Here is a 19945-nt window from a genome sequence, read left to right on the forward strand (position 1 = left end):
AGGGGTAGGAACATGGATCGAACGGACGCAGGTCGGCTGACCCGGCGCGGATTTCTGATCGGCACGTCGGGAGCGTTGCTGGCATTCGCCGCAGCCTGCTCCAGTTCGAACGACGAGGACACACCTCCCAGCGGTGACTCTGCGGAATCGATCACCCACAAGTTCGGGGCTACGGAGTTGCCCAAGGATCCGCAGCGGATCGTCAGTGTCGGATACAACGATCAAGATGCGATCCTGGCGCTCGGTGGGACCTTGGTCGGAACCTTCGACTGGTACGGCGATTACCCCTACGGCGTGTGGCCCTGGGCGCAGCCGCTGCTGAACGGGGCGACTCCCGAGATCATCGGAACCGCGGGCACCACCATTCAGATGGAGAAGGTCGCTGCCACGACACCCGACCTCATTGTCGGCACCTACTCCGGGCTCACTCAGGCGCAATACGACAAACTCAGTGCCATTGCGCCGACGGTGGCGCAGCCCAAGGAGTTCGCGGATTACGGAATCCCCTGGCAGAACCAGACGACCATCATCGGCGAAGCGTTGGGGCAGCAGGGTAAGGCCACCGAGCTGATCGCCGGCGTCGACCAGAAGTTCGCCGACGTGAAGACGGCCAATCCGGCGTTTGCCGGCAAGACCGTTCTGGTCGGCGCGTTGAAGGGGCCGGGGCAGTTCGGGGTCTACGGACCGGAAGACCCGAAGGTGCGGTTCTTCACCGAACTCGGATTCGTGAATCCGCCTGTCACCGATCAGATCACGGGTAACTTCGCCGAGATCAGCACCGAGCAACTCTCGCTCGCGGACGTCGACGTACTCGTCTGGTACGCCGGTGGCGGCTACGGCGACAAGCTTCGCGCGGAGCTGGACAAGAACCCGATCTACCAGGAACTCGACGTCGTGAAGGACGGCCGCGCGATCATTCTGGAAGACGCTGCTGCCGAAGCCATGACGTGGAGCACCGTACTGAGCTTGCCGTACGCGCTCGAACAGATTCCGCCGCGGATTGCGGGCTTGCTCGTCTGATCGGTTCAAGGACAGCGCTGTTCAAAGTCCAGTGATTCGGACAGTCGGCGGTACTCTCGCCTCATGGGTGTACACGTACGGCCGGCTGTCCGATCCGATATTCCGGCACTGTCGGCAGTGTTGGCCGAGGCGTTCGAAGATGATCCCTTGATGGCGTGGATGTTGCCGGACGAGGCAACCAGGGCTGATCGCTTGACGAAACTGTTTGCCGCAGAAGCTCGTTACCACCACCTCGCCGGGGGCGGCGTCGAGGTGGCCACCGACGACAACGGCCTGATCGGCGGGGCAACTCTGTGGGATCCGCCGGGGCGGTGGAAGCAGTCGTGGATTTCCGGGCTCGTGAGCCTGCCCGCAATGGTGCGTGTCTTCGGCAGGGGGCTACGACACGCGGCCGAGGTCAGCTCCGTTCTCGAAGGAGCACACCCGAATTCGCCGCACTGGTATCTCGCGACCGTCGGGACCGGCAGCGCGGCGCGCGGTGGGGGATACGGCAAAGCGCTGCTGAACTCTCGGTTGGAGCGTTGTGACCGTGAACATGTCGACGCTTACCTCGAGAGCAGCAAGGAATCGAACATCCCGTACTACAACCGCTTCGGTTTCGAAGTGACCTGTGACATCGTCATGCCAGGCGGCGGGCCGACGATCTACGCAATGATGCGTCAACCGCGGGGCGCGTGATACGAACTAGTGGTGACCCAGATTCCCGAGCTCCACGCAGGCACACCGTTCGACGAACTCGACGACTACATCGCTCTGGCCAGGTTGTCCGGCCTGGTGTTGTCACCTGACGGCTCGCTGCTGATCTGCGCGCGCGCCGTTCTCGACGACAAGAGCGCCGAATACGTGTCCTCGTTGTGGGAGATCGACCCGGAAGGCCGGCGTCCTGCGCGTCGGTTGACCTGGGGTTCGACCAGCGAGTCCGGTGCTGCCTTCGCGTTCGACGGCGACGTGCTCTTCACTGCCACGCGAGCCGTGCCGGGCGAGAGTGATCCGCAACCAGCACTCTGGCGCCTACCAGCGGCGGGCGGAGAAGCTCAGCTGCTGATCTCGCGTCCCGGTGGTGTCTCGTCGGTATCAGCGGCGAAGGCGGCGCCGACGTTCGTGGCCCAGACGTCGGTCATGGCTTCGGCGATCAGCCTCGACCAGGACGATCAGGTGCGATCGGCGCGCAAGGACAAGAAAGTCACGGCGATGCTGCACACCGGTTATCCGGTGCGCCACTGGGACCACGACCTGGGCCCCGATCATCCGCATCTGGTTGTGGCCGAGACGGATTCGAAGGAATCCGTCGAGTTGCGGGACATCACACCGACGGCAGGCGCAGCGCTGCGGGAGACGTCGACCACGATTTCCGACGACGGTCTCTTCGTCGTGACCACGTGGACTGTCGGCGATGCGAGTGCCGCCCGCCGATCGACGTTGGTTCGGATCGACACGGTGACCGGTGACCGAGTCACGCTTGTCGACGAGGCCGACGCGGACGTCTACAACCCGGTGCTCTCGCCGGACGGAACCAAGCTCGCGTTCATCCGGGAGACACTCACCACACCGGAGTCCGCACCACGAATGACTCTGCAGCTCTACGACTTCGGATCCGGTGCCGTGACCGGCGTCGCCGACGGCTGGGATCGCTGGCCTACCTCACTTGCCTGGCTACCCGACGGATCCGGCCTGGTCGTCACCGCTGACGACGGCGGCCGCGGTCCGATCTTCACCATCGACCTGTGGGGCCAACCAGTGCGCCTGACAGCCGACGACGCGGCGTACACCGACGTTCGAGTGGCGCCGGACGGTGAGTCGATCTACGCGTTGCGAGCCTCGTACGAAGCGCCCCCGCACGTGGTGCGGGTCGATCTGCGATCAGGTGAGATCACCGCACTTCGTGGGCCCGACACTTTGCCGGAGCTGCCGGGAACACTGACCGAGATCACCGCGCGTGCCGAGGACGGTTCGACGGTGCGTAGCTGGTTGGCGCTGCCGACGGGCGCCGCGCCGCATGCACCGGTGCCATTGCTTCTCTGGGTCCACGGCGGCCCACTCGGTTCGTGGAACACCTGGTCCTGGCGGTGGAATCCGTGGCTGCTCGTCGCCAAGGGCTATGCAGTACTGCTACCCGATCCCGCGCTCTCGACCGGATACGGCCAGGACTTCGTCCAGCGGGGGTGGGGTCAGTGGGGCAAGGCGCCCTTCACCGATCTGATGGCGATCACCGATGCTGCTGTTGCCCAGCCCGAGATCGACCCCAAGCGAACAGGCGCGATGGGTGGTTCGTTCGGCGGTTACATGGCCAACTGGATTGCCGGACATACCAACCGTTTCGACGCCATCGTCACCCACGCGAGTCTGTGGGCACTCGATCAATTCGGCCCGACGACGGACGCTGCCTGGTACTGGCAGCGCGAGATGTCGCCTGAGATGGCCGTCGAGAATTCGCCGCATCTGTACGTCGCGGACATCACGACTCCGATGCTGGTCATCCATGGCGACAAGGACTACCGGGTTCCGATCGGTGAGGGCTTGCGACTCTGGTACGAACTGCTTGCCGAGTCAGGTCTGCCCGCCGACGACGACGGGAAAACGGACCATCGCTTCCTCTACTTCCCCGACGAGAATCATTGGGTGCTCAAGCCGCAGCACACCAAGATCTGGTACGAGGTGGTCACCGCGTTCCTCTCCGAGCACGTTCTCGGCGAAGATGTCGCGCTACCGGAGATTCTGGGCTGAACCCGCGCGTGCCTCGTTCGGATGAAACACCGAACGAGGCACGAGCGTCTTCGCGTGGATCCGGACCGGAATCAGGCGCCGGGGCAACGAACGGTGTACGACCACTCGGTGTGGTCAGGGCCCGTGACGCGAACCAGAACGGACGACGCCCCACCGGCGGGCACGTTGACGACAGCTGAACCAGTTCCCTCGTTGATGTTGTCGCCGATGTATCCGGTGCTGTGGATCAACCGACCTTCGTAGTACACCTCGATCAGGTCCGGGACGTTTTCGGTCTCGTAGCCGAGCACGAACGAGGTCGGGCCACCGCGGCCGAGTTCGTGCTTGGTGCTGGTGATTCCTGCGCCGCCCGAGACGGTCGAGGCGTCGCAGCGCTGCGTGGGCGCAAACGATCCGCCGCCGCCGCTGCCGCTGGCCAGGCCACTGAGAATGTCCCTGACGTTGCCACTGGCCAGGCCGTTGACGATGTCCGTCGCGCTGGTCGAGCCGGCGTTCAGGCCGCCGAGGACGTCGTTGAGGTTCCCGGTGGCGATCCCGCCGACGATGTCACCCACGCTGCCGCTGGCGATGCCGTTTGCGATGTCGTTCCCGATATCGCCGACGCTTCCGTTGATCGTGGCGCTGCCACTGTCGATGCTTCCTTGCACACTTTCTTCGATGCCGGGGGCAGCGGACGCAGTCGCCGGAAGCACGAGGGCAACCGCCGCTCCGATCGTCGCGGCCGCCGCCAAGGTTCGAACGCCGGGACGGCGAGAACTCCAGTTGTTCAACATATTTGCTCCACGGGTAGTTGGTCGGTCGTCCTTCAGAGCGATCCTGTCAGCCGAGCGGATCGGTGAATATCGTTTGTTCGGCTGACCCCGGACCGCGGGGCAGTCGTTCGTGTGCGCCGCGGCGGCCGACGGGCGAATTCGTTCACGACGGGGGAGTCATTAGGATCAAGTGGTGACCAGTGCAGCTCCAGAGAACCCCCAGACCCCCGCCGACGCCCTACCCAAGAGCTGGGACCCCAGCGCGGTAGAGGCCGATCTGTATCAAGGCTGGGTAGACGCCGGGTACTTCCAGGCCGACGCGACCAGCGACAAGCCCGGCTACTCCATCGTGCTGCCGCCCCCGAACGTCACCGGCAGCCTGCACATGGGCCATGCCCTGGATCACACCCTCATGGACGTGCTCAGCCGTCGCAAGCGGATGCAGGGCTACGAGGTGCTGTGGCTGCCAGGCATGGACCACGCCGGTATCGCCACGCAGTCCGTCGTCGAGAAGCAACTCGCTGCCGACGGAAAGACCAAGGAAGATTTCGGCCGCGAGCTGTTCATCGACAAGGTCTGGGACTGGAAGCGCGAATCCGGTGGAACCATCGGTGGCCAGATGCGGCGCATCGGTGACGGCGTCGACTGGAGTCGTGATCGTTTCACGATGGACGAGGGCCTCTCCCGCGCCGTCCAGACCGTCTTCAAGCGCATGTTCGACGAGGGCCTGATCTACCGCGCCGAGCGTCTCGTGAACTGGTCGCCGGTGCTGCAGACCGCGATCTCCGACATCGAGGTGAAGTTCGAGGACGTCGAGGGTGAGCTGGTTTCCCTGCGCTACGGCTCGCTCGACGACAACGAGCCGCACGTCATCGTCGCGACCACTCGCGTCGAGACGATGCTCGGTGACACCGCAGTAGCGGTCCATCCCGAGGACGAGCGCTACAAGCACCTCATCGGCACCACTCTCGATCATCCGTTCACCGGGCGTCAGATCCCGATCATCGCCGACGACTACGTCGACCCCGAGTTCGGAACCGGCGCTGTGAAGATCACGCCGGCTCACGATCCCAACGACTTCGAGATGGGCCTGCGGCACAACCTGCCGATGCCCACCATCATGGACAAGACCGGCAAGATTGCCGACACCGGAACCGAATTCGACGGAATGGACCGCTTCGAGGCTCGCGTCAAGGTTCGCGAAGCTCTCGACGAGCAGGGACGCGTCGTCGCCGAGAAGCGCCCGTACCTGCACAGCGTCGGGCACTCCGAGCGCAGTGGCGAGGCCATCGAGCCTCGTCTCTCGTTGCAGTGGTGGGTCAAGGTCGAGACGCTCGCCAAGGCTGCGGGTGACGCGGTTCGCAACGGGGACACCGTCATTCACCCGGCGAGCCAGGAGCCACGCTGGTTCGACTGGGTCGACAACATGCATGACTGGTGCATTTCCCGTCAGCTCTGGTGGGGTCACCGCATTCCGGTCTGGTACGGCCCCGAGGGTGAAGTTGCGTGCTTCGGTCCTGACGAAACGGCGCCGGAAGGCTGGGTCCAGGATCCCGACGTCCTCGATACCTGGTTCTCCTCCGGACTGTGGCCCTTCTCGACGATGGGCTGGCCGGACAACACGCCCGAACTCGAAAAGTTCTATCCCACCAGTGTTCTCGTCACCGGCTACGACATCCTGTTCTTCTGGGTCGCCCGCATGATGATGTTCGGCACTTACGTGTCCGAGGACGAGTCGATCACCGCCGGTCCGGGTAAGTCCGGCGCGCAGATGCCGTTCAAGGACGTGTTCCTGCACGGACTGGTCCGCGATCAGTACGGCAAGAAGATGTCGAAGTCTCGCGGCAACGGTATCGACCCACTCGACTGGGTCGATCGTTTCGGCGCCGACGCCCTGCGATTCACACTTGCACGCGGCGCCAACCCGGGCAGCGACCTGTCCGTCGGTGAGGATTCGGCGCAGTCCTCGCGCAACTTCGCGACCAAGTTGTTCAACGCGACCAAGTTCGCTCTGATGAACGGCGCTGCTCCCGCGCCGCTGCCCGCTCGAAGCGAACTGACCGACGCCGATCGTTGGATCCTCGACCGTCTCGACACGGTCCAGGCCGAGGCGGACGCCGCATTCGATCGCTACGAGTTCAGCAAGGCGTGCGAAGGCCTGTTCCACTTCGCGTGGGACGAGGTCTGTGACTGGTACCTCGAACTCGCCAAGGTGCAGTTCGCCGCCGACGAGGCCGTCGCCGCGAACACCCGCGCCGTGCTCGGCAACGTTCTCGATGCACTGCTCCGCCTCCTGCACCCGGTCATTCCGTTCGTGACCGAAACCCTGTGGAAGGTGCTCACCGGCGGCGAGTCCGTGGTCGTCGCCGAATGGCCCGTGTTGTCCGGTGAGGCAGTCGACGCCCAGGCCGCAACCAGGATCGAAGACACGCAGAAGCTGATCACCGAGGTGCGACGATTCCGAAACGATCAGGGACTCAAGCCTTCCCAGAAGGTCCCGGCTCGTGCGTCCGGGCTCTCGGAGGCCGGCATGGACGGCCAGTTCGCCTACGTGGCGGCGCTGGCCAAGCTGACCGAACCCGAAGAGGGATTCACCGCGTCGATCTCCGTCGAGGTGCGCCTGAGCCAGGGCACCGTCACTGTCGACATCGACACCTCGGGCACCATCGACCTCGGCGCGGAGAAGAAGCGGCTCGAAAAGGACCTCGCGGCAGCGCAGAAGGAGCTCGTCACCGCTGACAACAAGCTGGCGAACGAGGCCTTCCTGGCGAAGGCGCCCGACGCCGTCGTCGACAAGATCAAGACACGTCGCCAGATCGCCGTCGAAGAGATCGAGCGCATCACGGGACGTCTGAAGGAGCTGGCCGACAAGTGAGTTCGTACGAGCCGTCCCAATTCGACGCTCAGAGTTCGGTTCCGACTCCGGTCGACATCGCCGAACTGGCGCTGGTGGAAGCAGAACTCGACAAGCGTTGGCCCGAGACCAAGATCGAGCCGTCACTGACTCGTATCGAGGCGCTCATGGATGTCCTGGGCTCGCCTCAGCACAACTATCCGTCGGTGCACGTCACGGGAACCAACGGTAAGACGTCGGTGACGCGCATGATCGATTCGTTGATGACGGCTCTGCATCGTCGCACCGGGCGAACCACCAGCCCTCATCTGCAGATCGCGACCGAGCGGATCAGCATCGACGGTCATCCGATCTCGCCGCGGCTCTACGTGGACACGTTCCGCGAGATCGAGCCGTACGTGCAGATGATCGACGCACAGTCGGAGGAAGCCGGGGGACCGGCGATGAGCAAGTTCGAAGTGCTCACCGCCATGGCCTATGCGGCCTTCGCGGAGGCGCCGGTCGACGTCGCCGTGGTCGAGGTCGGCCTCGGCGGACGCTGGGACGCCACCAACGTGATCGACGGGCAGGTTGCGGTGATCACCCCGATCAGCCTCGATCACGCCGAGTACCTGGGCACCGACCTGGCCGGGATCGCGGAGGAGAAGGCCGGGATCATCAAGAAGGGCCGCGAGGACCTGGTTCCGGTGGACACCGTCGCGATCATCGCCGAGCAGACTCCCGAAGTCATGGAGGTATTGCTGCGGCGTGCTGTCGAGGTGGAGGCCGCGGTCGCTCGTGAAGGCTCGGAGTTCAAGGTGCTTGCTCGCCAGATCGCGGTGGGCGGACAGCAGCTCGAACTTCAAGGCTTGAGCGGTGTGTACACCGACATCTTCCTCCCCCTTCACGGTGAGCATCAGGCGCGCAACGCCGCGCTCGCGCTCGCTGCCGTAGAAGCGTTCTTCGGTGCCGGTCCGGATCGACAACTGGATCAGGATGCAATCCGCAACGGGTTCGCCTCGGTCGTCAATCCCGGTCGCCTCGAACGTGTTCGGAGTGCGCCGACGGTCTTTCTCGACGCCGCCCACAATCCAGACGGTGCTCGCGCTCTCGCGGCCGCACTGTCCGCCGAGTTCGACTTCCGCAAGCTCGTGGGAGTGGTCAGCGTCATGGCGGACAAGGACGTCGACGCCATCTTGACTGCATTCGAATCCGTCTTCGACGAGATCGTCGTCACCCACAACGGGTCACCCCGGGCGATGGACGTCGAAGAACTGGCGAACATCGCCGTCGCGAAGTTCGGCGACGAGCGCGTCGTCGTTGCGCCGGTGCTTGCCGACGCCTTGGAAGTCGCGATCGAAATCGCCGAGCAGGTCGCCGAACCCGGTGAGGCCGTATCAGGGGCGGGTGTGGTGGTGACGGGATCCGTCGTGACCGCAGGCGCCGCCCGCACGCTGTTCGGAAAGGACCCCGCGTGAGTACCCCGTCAGATGCCAATCCCGAGTCCGGAGACCACGAGCCCGGAGACACTGCCGGCGAGTTCGGGCCGCCGACCAAGGACCCGTGGAAAAGCTTCCGCGGAGTGATGGCCGGAACCCTGATCCTCGAGGCGATCGTCGTGCTGCTGGCTTTGCCGGTTGTCGCGGTCGTCGGCGGAGGCCTCACCGCGGCCTCCGCGGGATTCATCATCGGGTTGGCGGTACTGATGATTCTGGGTGCGGGCATCCAGGGCAAGCCGTGGGCGATGGGGTTCAACGTCGCGCTGCAGGTGATTCTTCTGTTCGGTTTCTTCGTCCACCCGTCGATCGCCGGTGTGGCGATCACCTTCGGGATCGTCTGGGGATACCTCGTCTACCTGCAGAGAGACATCAAGCGCCGGATGGACAAGGGCCTGCTTCCCGGTCAGCGGGACTGACCATTTAGGCTGTCCGCTGTGACTGAGCGCACCCTCGTACTTATCAAGCCCGACGCCGTTGCCCGTGGATACGTAGGAGAAATCCTCAGCCGTATCGAGCGCAAAGGCCTGACAATTGCAGCACTCGACCTCCGCGTAGCTTCCGAAGAGGTGGCTGGTAGCCACTACGCAGAACACGCCGAGCGTCCGTTCTACCCGAGCTTGTTGGAGTTCATCACCTCCGGTCCGCTGGTGGCCGCAGTGCTCGAAGGCCCCCGAGCCATCGCTGCTTTCCGTCAGTTGGCCGGCGGAACCGACCCGGTCGACAAGGCTCTTCCGGGTACGATCCGCGGCGACTTCGGACTCGAAGCGCAGCAGAACCTCGTTCACGGCAGCGACTCCGTGGAGTCGGCAGAGCGTGAAATCGCTCTGTGGTTCCCCGCGCTGTCGTCCATCTGAATCTCCGATCGGGCCTCTGGCCCACATGAACGGGCCTTCGGCCCACATCTCCACAGCGAATTCTCGGCACGTATCCCACATCGGTGCGCCCTTTGCAGTTGCAGGCGCGTTGGTGTGGGATACTGCTTTCAGTTGAACCGCAATTTGTTTTACGCACGTTCAACCGGATGACACCTAGGTTCGATGCCCTTTCATCGCTGCTCCAGGTCAACAGGAAATCCCTGGACCTCTGCACGCTGGATGATCAGGCGCTCGCGCACAGGACAACGGCCATCCAGCCAGGCACTTCATGTGCTCGCAGTGAATAACGGGCATTGCGGACCATGCGGAGCGAGACCTTACAATCTCGTACTCACTTCTGAGTGCGAGTACACACAGCACGCTCCCGCGTGGCCGCGTGACAACTCGACTTCTGGGTTGGACGCGCCCGGGGGCTGAGGAGACTTACGTGGCCGATCAATCCCCAACCGAATCAGATTCCAGCACCACCCCGGAATTTCCCGACAAGATGCGCGTACACGCGCTGGCGAAGTTGCTCGGCGTCACCAGCAAGCAGGTCCTTGCCGAAGCCGCAGCGCTCGGTACCGAATTGCGCAGCGCGCAGTCGAGTCTCCACCGTGACGTCGCTCAGCGGATTCATGCCTCGTTGACTTCCGCGGCCGAGGCCATCGAGCCCGTCGTCGCCGAGCTCGACACCCTCATCGACCCGGTTGTCGAGGCGCCGGTTGCCGAGGAGCCTGCTGCAGAAGCTCCCGTGGAGGCTGCTCCTGTTGCAGAGGCTCCGGCCGAGAAGCCTGTCAGGGCTCGTCGCACTCGCAAAAAGGTCGTCGTCGAAGAACCTGCAGCAGAAGAAACAGTGGATCCGGCTGTCGCCGAGATCAGCGCTGGACTCGACGCCGCAGCTGCGCTGCAGAGCAAGGAAGCCGAGCAGTCCGATCTGTTCACTTCCTTCGAAGCACCGCAGACCCATCAGCCCGAGGTGGCTCCCGCCGCGCCGCAGGTCCCGCTGTTCCTGCAGCCGGATCTCGAAGCCGCCGAGGTAGCTCCGCGTCGCCGTCGCGCACGCCGCGAGCCTGCTGCACCGGCGGTCGTCGAAGAGAAGCAGACAACCGCGGAAGCCGAAACCGTCGTTCCCGAGGCAGCGCCGGTTGCAGTTCCTGCCGTCGAAGAGCCGGCTGTGACCGCACCGCAAACCGAGGGCGAGAGCGCCGAGTCCGAGGACGAGGACGACGATCAGCCGCGTCGCCGTCGTCGTGGACGCCGTGGACGTGGACGTGGTCGCGGTGAACAGGGTGGCGAGCAGGGTTCGGACGAAGAGTCGGATACCGCTACCGAGTCGGAGCAGGAATCTGCCCCTGCGGCAGTCGAGAAGCAAACCGACGACGCTGCCGGCGAAGAATCCGGTGATAAGTCCGAGTCCACCGCTGATGCGGATTCCGAGAATGCCGACGATTCCGATCTCGATGCCGACGGATCGAGCCGCCGTCGCCGCCGTCGTCGTCGTCGCAAGACCGGCACCGACGGCGCCACCGACGCGACTGCGACGTCCGAGGACGATCCGCCGAACACCGTCGTTCACGAGCGCGAACCTCGCAACAAGACCCGCGTCAAGGACGAGGTCCAGGGCATCAGTGGTTCGACACGTCTGGAAGCGAAGCGTCAGCGTCGCCGCGACGGTCGTGACGCCGGCCGACGTCGCCCACCGATCCTGACCGAGTCGGAGTTCCTCGCGCGTCGTGAGGCCGTCGATCGCGTCATGGTTGTGCGCGATCGGGCAGACAGCGGTCAGCCGCATGCGACTACACAGGTAGCAGTCCTCGAAGACGGAGTGCTGGTCGAGCACTTCGTCACCAACTCGGCGTCGGCGTCGATGGTCGGCAACGTGTACCTCGGACGTGTCCAGAACGTGCTCCCCAGCATGGAAGCTGCGTTCATCGACATCGGACGTGGCCGCAACGGTGTTCTCTACGCCGGTGAGGTCAACTGGGAGGCTGCCGGTCTCGGTGGCAACTCGCGCAAGATCGAGCAGGCTCTCAAGCCTGGCGATCAGGTGCTCGTTCAGGTCAGCAAGGATCCGGTCGGCCACAAGGGTGCTCGACTGACGACACAGATTTCGCTTGCCGGTCGTTTCCTCGTCTACGTGCCCGGTGGTACGTCCACGGGTATCAGCCGCAAGCTTCCGGACACCGAGCGCAAGCGTCTCAAGGAAATCTTGCGCGACATCGTGCCCGCCGACGCGGGCGTGATCATTCGCACGGCGTCCGAGGGCGTCAGCGAAGAAGAGTTGGCGCGCGACGTGACTCGTCTGCAGGCTCAGTGGGCCGGCATCGAGGAGCAGGCTGCGGCTGCGGACACCGGTAAGTCCGGCAACCCGCAGGCGCTGTACGAAGAGCCTGACATGCTGGTCAAGGTCATTCGTGATCTGTTCAACGAGGACTTCTCCAAGCTGGTCATCGAGGGCGAGAAGGCGCACACGACGGTCGAGAACTACATCAACTCCGTTGCGCCCGACCTGCTTCCGCGGCTCGAGAAGTACACGCCGAACAACGGTATCGACGTCTTCGCGGCTCGCCGTATCGACGAGCAGTTGGCCAAGGCACTCGATCGCAAGGTGTGGCTGCCGTCCGGCGGCACCCTGGTGATCGACCGCACCGAGGCCATGACCGTCGTCGACGTCAACACCGGCAAGTTCACCGGAGCCGGCGGAAACCTCGAAGAGACCGTCACCCGTAACAACCTCGAAGCGGCCGAGGAGATCGTTCGCCAGATGCGCCTGCGGGACATCGGCGGAATGATCGTCGTCGACTTCATCGACATGGTTCTCGAATCGAACCGGGACCTGGTCCTGCGTCGGCTCACCGAATGCCTGGGTCGCGATCGCACGCGCCATCAGGTGTCGGAGGTCACGTCACTCGGGCTCGTGCAGATGACGCGCAAGAAGTTGGGCACCGGATTGGTCGAGGCCTTCTCGACCACCTGTGAGCACTGCCACGGCCGCGGCATCATCGTCCATTCCGAGCCCGTCGAGGTGAAGTCCTCGGACGACGGAGGATCGCGTTCGGGCTCGCAGCGCAGTGATTCCGGTACCTCGCGCAAGAACAAGCGTGGCCGCGGAGACAAGTCGGCTTCGACCGAGTCCAACGGACAGGAAGCTCCGGCGCCGGAGGTTCCGGCCGTCGACGCGACGGTCAAGCGGGCTCATCCGGTGGCATTGGCGATGGCCTCGCATCACCACGACGACGACGAGACCGTCGCGGCCGACTCGACCGAGTCTGATTCCGCCGGTGTGTCTTCGGGGGACGATGCATCCAAAAGTGCCGATCGGCAACAAGATCGGCCGATCGATACTCCTGCTGCTGCTGAGCACCATGACGTTCCTGTTGTGGACTCTGCTGCGGAAGAAGTATCCGCAGTGGACAACGAGTCGGCCGCAGCTTCGACCGAAGCAGCTCCGCGCGGTCGTCGGCGTAGTCGCCGGGCGTCGCGGGCAGCGTCGGCACCGGTTGCCGAGGCAGCTCCCGAGGTGGGCACGGTCTTCGTGATTCCGACTCCGGAACCCGTGGTGGACGCGGTCGCGGAAAACGTTCCGGCTCCGGCCACCGAAGTTCCGGCTGAGGAAGAAGTTGTCGTCGTCAAGAGACCCCGTCGCAGGCGTGCAGCAGCACGTCCCGCAGGGCCTCCGGTAGACGGAGAGTAAGAACTACTGGCTTTCGGTCGGTTGGATGATTTCGCGATGAGCGAGGACATCCAACCGTTATCCGAAGTTTCAGCTGGTAGAAGCAGTACAGAGTAGTGAGCACCACCCCTCGGCGGGGCGGTTTGACCCTGACGGTTGCTTTCCCGTAACCTTGGAGGGTCGCCACCCGGCGGTAGAGATTCCGTGTGCCTAGAGTGTGCGTGAATGTCCCGGTACGTCAGTGCCGAGCCGAGGTGACATAAACCAGACCAGTCGCGATGCATTTGAAGCCTCAGGCAGCAGCGCGAGCAAGTTCGAAGAAGCAAGGGGTAGCCCTCCGATGGCAACGTACGCGATCGTCAAGACCGGCGGAAAGCAGTACAAGGTCGCTGTTGGTGACCTCGTCAAGGTCGAGAAGATCGAGGGTGAGCCCGGCACTGCTGTCTCGCTTGCTCCCGTTCTCGTGGTCGACGGATCCGACCTGACCACCGACGCGGCCAAGCTGGCCAAGGTCGCAGTCACCAGTGAGATCGTCGAGCACACCAAGGGCCCGAAGATCCGCATCCACAAGTTCAAGAACAAGACCGGTTACCACAAGCGTCAGGGCCACAGGCAGCCGATCACGGTGCTCAAGGTCACGGGCATCAAGTAACCAGTTCTTTCTAGCTAATTTCACCCGAGGAGGGTCAATAGCATGGCACATAAGAAGGGTGCATCCAGCTCCCGTAACGGTCGCGATTCAAACGCCCAGCGCCTCGGCGTGAAGCGCTTCGGCGGCCAGTCGGTCAGCGCAGGCGAAATCCTGGTTCGCCAGCGCGGCACGCACTTCCACCCCGGCGTCAACGTCGGCCGTGGCGGCGACGACACCCTATTCGCTCTCGCTGCCGGTGCAGTCGAGTTCGGCCAGAAGCGTGGACGCAAGACCGTGAACATCGTTCCGGCCGTCGTTGCGGCTGAGGTCTAGTCTTTCTCGCTAGTTGTGCGTCATCGGTTCTACTTCGGTAAGCCGGTTCTGCTTTCGGTAAGAGAGTGACGCGTTCCAAGCTCCCGATAGGGGCGGACCAGGGTTGAAATAACCCGGTCCGCCCCTATCGTTTGTTTAAGCAGTACCCGTTTTGCCCCGAGCAACCCTGCTCACCAGAAGTTCAGCTCATCGCGTGAGACCCGCAATTGACTGAGGAAGGATCCGGCAGTCATGTCCCGATTCATTGACCGTGTTGTGCTGCACGTCAGCGCTGGAAAAGGCGGCAATGGTTGCGCCTCCGTACACCGCGAGAAGTTCAAACCGCTCGGCGGTCCGGACGGTGCCAACGGAGGTCGCGGTGGCGACGTCATCCTCGTGGTCGACGAGAACATCCACACCCTCCTCGACTTTCACTTCCATCCCAACGCGAAGGCGACCAACGGCAAGCAGGGCGCCGGCAGTAACCGCGAGGGTGCAAACGGTGAAGACCTCATCCTCAAGGTTCCGGATGGAACTGTGGTTCTCGATACCGACGGCAACGTGCTTGCCGACCTCGTGGGAGTCGGTTCACGCTTCGACGCCGCTCAGGGCGGCCGCGGCGGACTCGGCAACGCAGCACTCGCCTCGAAAGCCCGCAAAGCTCCCGGTTTCGCACTCCTCGGTGAGGACGGTGTCGAGCGTGACCTGGTTCTCGAACTCAAGTCGGTAGCTGACGTCGGTCTGCTCGGATTCCCCTCCGCCGGTAAGTCCTCGCTTGTGTCCGTTCTCTCTGCGGCCAAGCCGAAGATCGCCGACTACCCCTTCACAACTCTGGTCCCCAACCTCGGCGTCGTCTCGAGCGGTGACACCACCTTCACCGTCGCCGACGTGCCCGGGCTGATCCCCGGTGCAAGCGAAGGCCGCGGTTTGGGCCTGGACTTCCTGCGCCACATCGAACGCTGCGCCGTATTGGCGCACGTGATCGACTGCGCCACCCTCGATCCGGGACGTGACCCGATCTCCGACATCGACGCCCTGGAAGCAGAGCTGGCCGCGTACACGCCCGCGCTCTCCGGCGACTCGGGACTCGGTGACCTCGACAAGCGCCCGCGCGTCGTCATCCTCAACAAGACCGACGTTCCCGAGGCCGCCGAATTGGCCGAAATGGTCACGCCTGAGATCGAAGCTCGCGGATGGCCGGTCTTCACCATCTCGGCGGTGAGCCGAGAAGGATTGCGACCGTTGACATTCGCGCTGGCGAAGATGGTCCGCGACTACCGCGAAGCTCATCCGAAGCCCGAGCCGAAGCGCCAGGTCATTCGCCCGGTCAAGGTCAAGGATTCCAGCTTCACCATCGAGAAGGATCCCGATATTCCCGGTGGGTTCGTCGTCCGAGGCACCCGCCCGGAGCGGTGGATTCGTCAGACCGCCTTCGACAACGACGAGGCCGTTGGTTACCTCGCCGACCGTCTTGCTCGATTGGGCGTCGAGGACGCATTGGTCAAGAAGGGCGCTCAGCCAGGAGCTTCCGTCACCATCGGCGACGTCAGCTTCGAGTGGGAGCCGATGACGCCGGCCGGTATCGATCTGACCCGCACGGGCCGTGGAACCGACCCGCGTCTCGATCAGGTGGAGCGCATCGGCGCCGACGAGCGCAAGCACGCGCGTCGTGTCCGCCGCGGCTTGCTCGACGAAGACGCCTGACCCACGCGATTTCAGGACGAAAACCGAAGAGAGGGAACGGGACTGTGCTCGGGTCCACCAGGGAGTCGATAGCGTCGGCTCACAGTATCGTCGTGAAGATCGGGTCGTCTGCGCTCACCAGTCTGGTGGCGGGACTCGATACTCACCGACTCGACCTGTTGGCCGATGCCATCGAGTCTCGCATGCGTGCGGGTTCCGATGTCGTCGTCGTCTCGTCCGGTGCCGTCGGCGCCGGACTGGCGCCGCTGGGACTGACCAAGCGGCCTCGCGATCTCGCGACCAAGCAGGCTGCGGCCAGCGTCGGTCAGTTGGCTCTGGCTCACGCCTGGGGTACGTCGTTCGCCCGTTACGGCCGTACCGTCGGGCAGGTTCTACTCACGGCTGACGACATCGCTCGACGGACGCAGCACCGCAACGCCCAACGGACACTCGATCGTCTACGGGCATTGCACGCGGTGGCGATCGTGAACGAGAACGACACCGTTGCCACCACCGAACTTCGATTCGGTGACAACGATCGGCTGGCTGCTCTGGTTGCTCATCTGGTCGGCGCCGACGCGTTGATCCTGTTGTCGGATGTGGACGGACTGTACGACGGGGATCCCCGAAAGGGCGATGCCACACTGATTCCCGAGGTCAACAGTCCCGAGGATCTCGACGGTGTGGTTGCCGGTTCGGGTGGCGCCCTCGGTACCGGAGGCATGGCGTCGAAGCTCTCAGCAGCACGCCTGGCCGCGGATTCCGGCGTGCCAGTTCTGCTCGCGGCAGCATCGGACGCTGCGCAGGCACTCAGTGGTGCCGATGTCGGAACGGCATTTGCGCCCCGGCCGACGCGATTGTCGGCCCGCCGATTCTGGGTTCGTCACGCCGCTGACACATCGGGTGACCTCCACCTCGACGAAGGCGCCGTCCGCGCGGTCGTGTCCAAGCGTCGAAGCCTTCTGTCCGCTGGCATCGTCGGTGTATCCGGTGACTTCCACGCCGGCGACGTCGTGTCCCTGATGGGGCCGGGGGAGAAGCCCGTCGCCCGGGGTGTCGTTGCGTTCGACGCTGCGGAGATCGAGGAGATCCTGGGGCGCTCCACCACCGATCTACCGGCTGACATGCAGCGTCCTGTGGTTCACGCGGACGACTTGGTGGCGCTGTAGCTTTCGTGTTCGACGAGGGCGGAAAGTGCTTCAGCGCAACCGACTTCGAGCTTGCGGTCGGCGAATTCGTCGCCGCGAGTCGTGCCTCGATTGACGATGGCGATCGGCTTCCCGGTCTTGGCGGCATGCCGGACGAAACGTAGGCCGGACATCACGGTCAACGACGACCCGGCTACCAACAGTGCGTCGGATTGGTCGACGAGGCTGTACGCACGGGCGACGCGTTCCTTGGGGACGGATTCGCCGAAGTAGACGATGTCCGGTTTGAGTAAGCCACCGCACACGGCGCAATCCACGACGCGAAAGTGTGCGGTGGATTCGATCACGGCATCTGCGTCGGGTGCGATTTCGACTCCTGTTGCAGCAGCGACTGTTTCGGCGAATCCAGGATTGGCTTCTTCCAGTCTCTCCGCGAGAGTGGTGCGGGAGATCAGCCGCTGGCAGCTCAGGCATCGAACCTGCGCGTAGGTGCCGTGGAGGTCGATGACGTTTCGCGCGCCGGCCTTGGTGTGCAGGAGGTCGACGTTCTGGGTGATCACGCCGACGGCTCGCCCTGTTCGTTCCAGCGCCGCGACGGCCCGGTGGCCCTGGTTGGGGCGGGAGCTGTCCATGTATCGCCAGCCGATGTGGTTGCGCGCCCAGTAGTGCCGCCGAAACGCCGGATCGCCGATGAACTGCTGGAACGTCATCGGATTGCGCGGGGGTGAATCAGGTCCGCGGTAGTCCGGGATTCCGGAGTCGGTGGAGATGCCGGCGCCCGTCAGAACTGCCAGGCGACGGCCGGCCAGGAGTTCGGGAAGGGCATCGAGGCGGCTGTTGTCGGTGGGCACTGCTCCAGGATAGGCGCGTGTGCGAGACGGAGGCGCGGAGGAAGTCCGAAATGTTCAATAGAACACGTGTGCGATCGCCGATACTCGTAGACATGAACACAGTGAACCCAATCCCCGCTGGTTACCGCACGATCACTCCCTACCTCGCGGTGCCGGACGGTCATGCCGCACTCGACTACTACAAACGAGCACTTGGAGCTGAGATAGTCGATGCGATGAACGCACCTGACGGCTCCCTCATGCATGCGGAGATCCGGATCGGCGATTCGATGCTGCAGCTTTCGCAGGAGATGCCGGACTTCGGACTCAAATCACCACAGGGCGGCTGGGTGCATTCGTCGATCGTCGTCTACACCGAGGACACGGACGGGTTTGTCGCTCGGGCAGTCGCCGAGGGAGGCACGCTGGTCACGGCTGTGGCCGATACATTTTCGGGCGACCGGCATGGGGTGTTTCTCGATCCGTTCGGCCACAGGTGGGCAGTATGCACGAAGGTCGAGGATGTACCTGCCGAAGAGGTCGCTCGCCGGGCGCGGGCGCTCTTCTTTCCGGAGACGCAGTCGCCACAGTAATTTGTGGCAACCGTGGTCCGAGCATTCGAGCTTCGGCGGCGTACTCAGTATCCGGCTACTGGGTCCACGAGGGCAGCCAGCGCCTCACCCTTCGCGAAGCGGGTCACGTTCTTGGAGACGTGATCCGCGAACGCGGCGGGGCGAACGCCTGGCGGATTGGAATCGTGGGGTGTGATGATCGCATTCGTCAGATCCCACAGTGGGTGACCGTCCGGGAGGGGTTCGGGATCGGTGACGTCGAGACCGGCGCCGCCGATCTGTTCCGACTCGATGGCCTCGACCAGTGCGTCGGTGTCGACCAGTGATCCGCGCGCGACATTGATCACCCAGGAATGGGGTTGCATCGCCGCCAACTGCGCACGGCCCACGAGGTGACGGGTGGCCGGGGTGGCGGGTGCAGCAATCACGAAGTGATCTGCGCGAGAATAGATTTCATCCATCCTGGATGCGGGGTACGTCGAGATCGCCCCGGGGACCGGGCTACCGGAACGATTGACTGCGATGCTGTCCGCCCCCTGCGCGGCCAGCATCGGAATCAGCGCGCGGCCGATACCGCCTGCGCCGATGATCGCAACCGTCGAGCCACGAAGGGTGCCGATCTTGGGAAAGAACTCGAACTGACGCCACGTTCGAGCCTCGATGTGTGCAGGCAAGTGACGAACTCCGGCCAAGAGAAGCATGAGTGCATGCTCGGCCACCGACGCCGAAAATGCACCGGCCGCCGAGGTCCACGTGATTTCTGTGTCCCTCGGAATCACACCGGAGTCGAACCAATCCTCGATTCCCGCCGACGGAAGCTGCACCCACCTGACCGACGCCGGTAACTCCGACGGAAAGGTCTCGGGTGAGCCCGCCCAGATCAGGGCGTCCGCAGTGTCGATCGGACTGATCAGACCGCCGCCCCGAAGCACCGCGCTGTCGAGCAGTGCATCGGGGACGGGGCCGATCGCTACGCGTGGAGAGGTGTCAGTCGCCATGACTAGACGCTACGCGGGGACCTCCACCAGTGGGTAGACACCGTTCTCGTCGTGCACCTCACGCCCGGTGACCGGCGGATTGAACACGCACAGCATGCGCATCTGCGTGTCCGGCTCGACGCGGTGACGCTCGTGGCCGTTGAGCAGGTACATCGACCCCGGTGCGAGATCGTATTCCTTGTTGTTGTCGAGGTCGATCAGCTTGCCGGTGCCCTCGACGAGCCAGACAGCCTCGACGTGGTTGGCGTAATGGAACTCGTTGACCGAACCCGCCTTGATGGTGGTCTCGTGGAACGAGAACCCGACGCGGTCGCCGCCGAGGACGATGCGCTTGCTGCGCCAGTTTCCGTCCTCACTCGTGATGTCGCGGTCGGTGTCGGTGATCTCGGTGGTGGTGCGAACGATCATGGGAG

At 64.0% G+C, this 19945-nt stretch carries 17 protein-coding genes; 13 read left to right on the top strand and 4 right to left on the bottom strand.

Annotation, left to right across the window (positions count from 1 at the left end; genetic code table 11):
* The first annotated feature begins 12 nt into the window (after positions 1 to 12).
* The 3 genes from PCS43_RS16715 (at position 13) to PCS43_RS16725 (ending at position 3744) form a co-directional block, all read left to right on the top strand.
* A complete protein-coding gene (locus PCS43_RS16715) occupies positions 13 to 1020 on the top strand; it encodes an iron-siderophore ABC transporter substrate-binding protein (protein ID WP_209909144.1) in 1008 nt (335 codons plus the stop codon).
* 63 nt (positions 1021 to 1083) lie between these two features.
* Positions 1084 to 1698 carry a GNAT family N-acetyltransferase gene (locus PCS43_RS16720; protein ID WP_209909141.1) on the top strand — a complete coding sequence of 205 codons (615 nt, stop codon included), beginning with the start codon at positions 1084 to 1086 and terminating at the stop codon, positions 1696 to 1698.
* A 12-nt stretch (positions 1699 to 1710) separates the two neighbouring features.
* Complete coding sequence (locus PCS43_RS16725) at positions 1711 to 3744, top strand: S9 family peptidase (protein WP_030536637.1); 2034 nt, start codon at positions 1711 to 1713, stop codon at positions 3742 to 3744.
* Positions 3745 to 3815: 71 nt separating this feature from the next.
* On the opposite strand, the gene PCS43_RS16730 is transcribed toward PCS43_RS16725, so the two are convergent.
* On the bottom strand, positions 3816 to 4517 hold the full coding sequence (locus tag PCS43_RS16730) for a hypothetical protein (protein ID WP_019749074.1): 702 nt from the start codon (positions 4515 to 4517) through the stop codon (positions 3816 to 3818).
* A gap of 172 nt (positions 4518 to 4689) precedes the next feature.
* Between PCS43_RS16730 and PCS43_RS16735 the strand changes: the two genes are divergently transcribed.
* The 9 genes from PCS43_RS16735 to proB all read left to right on the top strand — a co-directional run bounded on the left by PCS43_RS16735 (position 4690) and on the right by proB (position 17153).
* The gene (locus PCS43_RS16735) at positions 4690 to 7371 is read left to right on the top strand and encodes a valine--tRNA ligase (protein WP_030536636.1); all 2682 of its coding nucleotides are present in this window, start codon (positions 4690 to 4692) and stop codon (positions 7369 to 7371) included.
* Positions 7368 to 8807 carry a bifunctional tetrahydrofolate synthase/dihydrofolate synthase gene (folC, locus tag PCS43_RS16740; protein ID WP_030536635.1) on the top strand — a complete coding sequence of 480 codons (1440 nt, stop codon included), beginning with the start codon at positions 7368 to 7370 and terminating at the stop codon, positions 8805 to 8807. Before PCS43_RS16735 ends, folC begins: the two co-directional genes overlap by 4 nt.
* Complete coding sequence (locus tag PCS43_RS16745) at positions 8804 to 9244, top strand: DUF4233 domain-containing protein (protein WP_003944448.1); 441 nt, start codon at positions 8804 to 8806, stop codon at positions 9242 to 9244. The genes folC and PCS43_RS16745 overlap by 4 nt, the downstream gene beginning before the upstream one ends.
* Positions 9245 to 9262: 18 nt before the next feature.
* Positions 9263 to 9682 (top strand): nucleoside-diphosphate kinase, encoded by a 420-nt coding sequence (gene ndk, locus PCS43_RS16750; protein ID WP_003944527.1) that lies wholly within the window; start codon positions 9263 to 9265, stop codon positions 9680 to 9682.
* 448 nt (positions 9683 to 10130) lie between these two features.
* Complete coding sequence (locus PCS43_RS16755; RefSeq protein ID WP_030536634.1) at positions 10131 to 13379, top strand: translation initiation factor IF-2 N-terminal domain-containing protein; 3249 nt, start codon at positions 10131 to 10133, stop codon at positions 13377 to 13379.
* 319 nt (positions 13380 to 13698) lie between these two features.
* Positions 13699 to 14010: a 50S ribosomal protein L21 gene (gene rplU / locus PCS43_RS16760; RefSeq protein WP_003944533.1), complete on the top strand. Its 312-nt coding sequence runs from the start codon at positions 13699 to 13701 to the stop codon at positions 14008 to 14010.
* A gap of 42 nt (positions 14011 to 14052) precedes the next feature.
* Positions 14053 to 14322, top strand: coding sequence for a 50S ribosomal protein L27 (gene rpmA / locus PCS43_RS16765; protein ID WP_003944532.1), 270 nt, complete (start codon positions 14053 to 14055; stop codon positions 14320 to 14322).
* Between the two features lie 231 nt (positions 14323 to 14553).
* Positions 14554 to 16005 carry a GTPase ObgE gene (gene obgE / locus PCS43_RS16770; RefSeq protein WP_003944579.1) on the top strand — a complete coding sequence of 484 codons (1452 nt, stop codon included), beginning with the start codon at positions 14554 to 14556 and terminating at the stop codon, positions 16003 to 16005.
* A gap of 44 nt (positions 16006 to 16049) precedes the next feature.
* Complete coding sequence (gene proB, locus PCS43_RS16775) at positions 16050 to 17153, top strand: glutamate 5-kinase (RefSeq protein ID WP_125051445.1); 1104 nt, start codon at positions 16050 to 16052, stop codon at positions 17151 to 17153.
* On the opposite strand, the gene PCS43_RS16780 is transcribed toward proB, so the two are convergent.
* On the bottom strand, positions 17126 to 17983 hold the full coding sequence (locus tag PCS43_RS16780; protein ID WP_270923070.1) for an NAD-dependent protein deacetylase: 858 nt from the start codon (positions 17981 to 17983) through the stop codon (positions 17126 to 17128). The genes proB and PCS43_RS16780 overlap by 28 nt on opposite strands.
* Positions 17984 to 18033: 50 nt before the next feature.
* On the opposite strand from PCS43_RS16780, the gene PCS43_RS16785 reads away from it, so the two are divergent.
* Positions 18034 to 18555: a VOC family protein gene (locus PCS43_RS16785; RefSeq protein WP_083059232.1), complete on the top strand. Its 522-nt coding sequence runs from the start codon at positions 18034 to 18036 to the stop codon at positions 18553 to 18555.
* A gap of 44 nt (positions 18556 to 18599) precedes the next feature.
* Here PCS43_RS16785 and PCS43_RS16790 read toward each other — a convergent pair whose 3' ends face one another.
* Together PCS43_RS16790 and PCS43_RS16795 are read right to left on the bottom strand one after the other, a co-directional pair.
* On the bottom strand, positions 18600 to 19532 hold the full coding sequence (locus PCS43_RS16790) for a D-isomer specific 2-hydroxyacid dehydrogenase family protein (RefSeq protein WP_030536631.1): 933 nt from the start codon (positions 19530 to 19532) through the stop codon (positions 18600 to 18602).
* A 9-nt stretch (positions 19533 to 19541) separates the two neighbouring features.
* Positions 19542 to 19940 (bottom strand): ectoine synthase, encoded by a 399-nt coding sequence (locus PCS43_RS16795; RefSeq protein WP_003944463.1) that lies wholly within the window; start codon positions 19938 to 19940, stop codon positions 19542 to 19544.
* Between the last annotated feature and the right edge of the window lie 5 nt (positions 19941 to 19945).

Origin of the sequence: Rhodococcus sp. C-2 (assembly GCF_027854095.1) — a bacterium.
GTDB lineage: Bacteria > Actinomycetota > Actinomycetes > Mycobacteriales > Mycobacteriaceae > Rhodococcus_F > Rhodococcus_F qingshengii.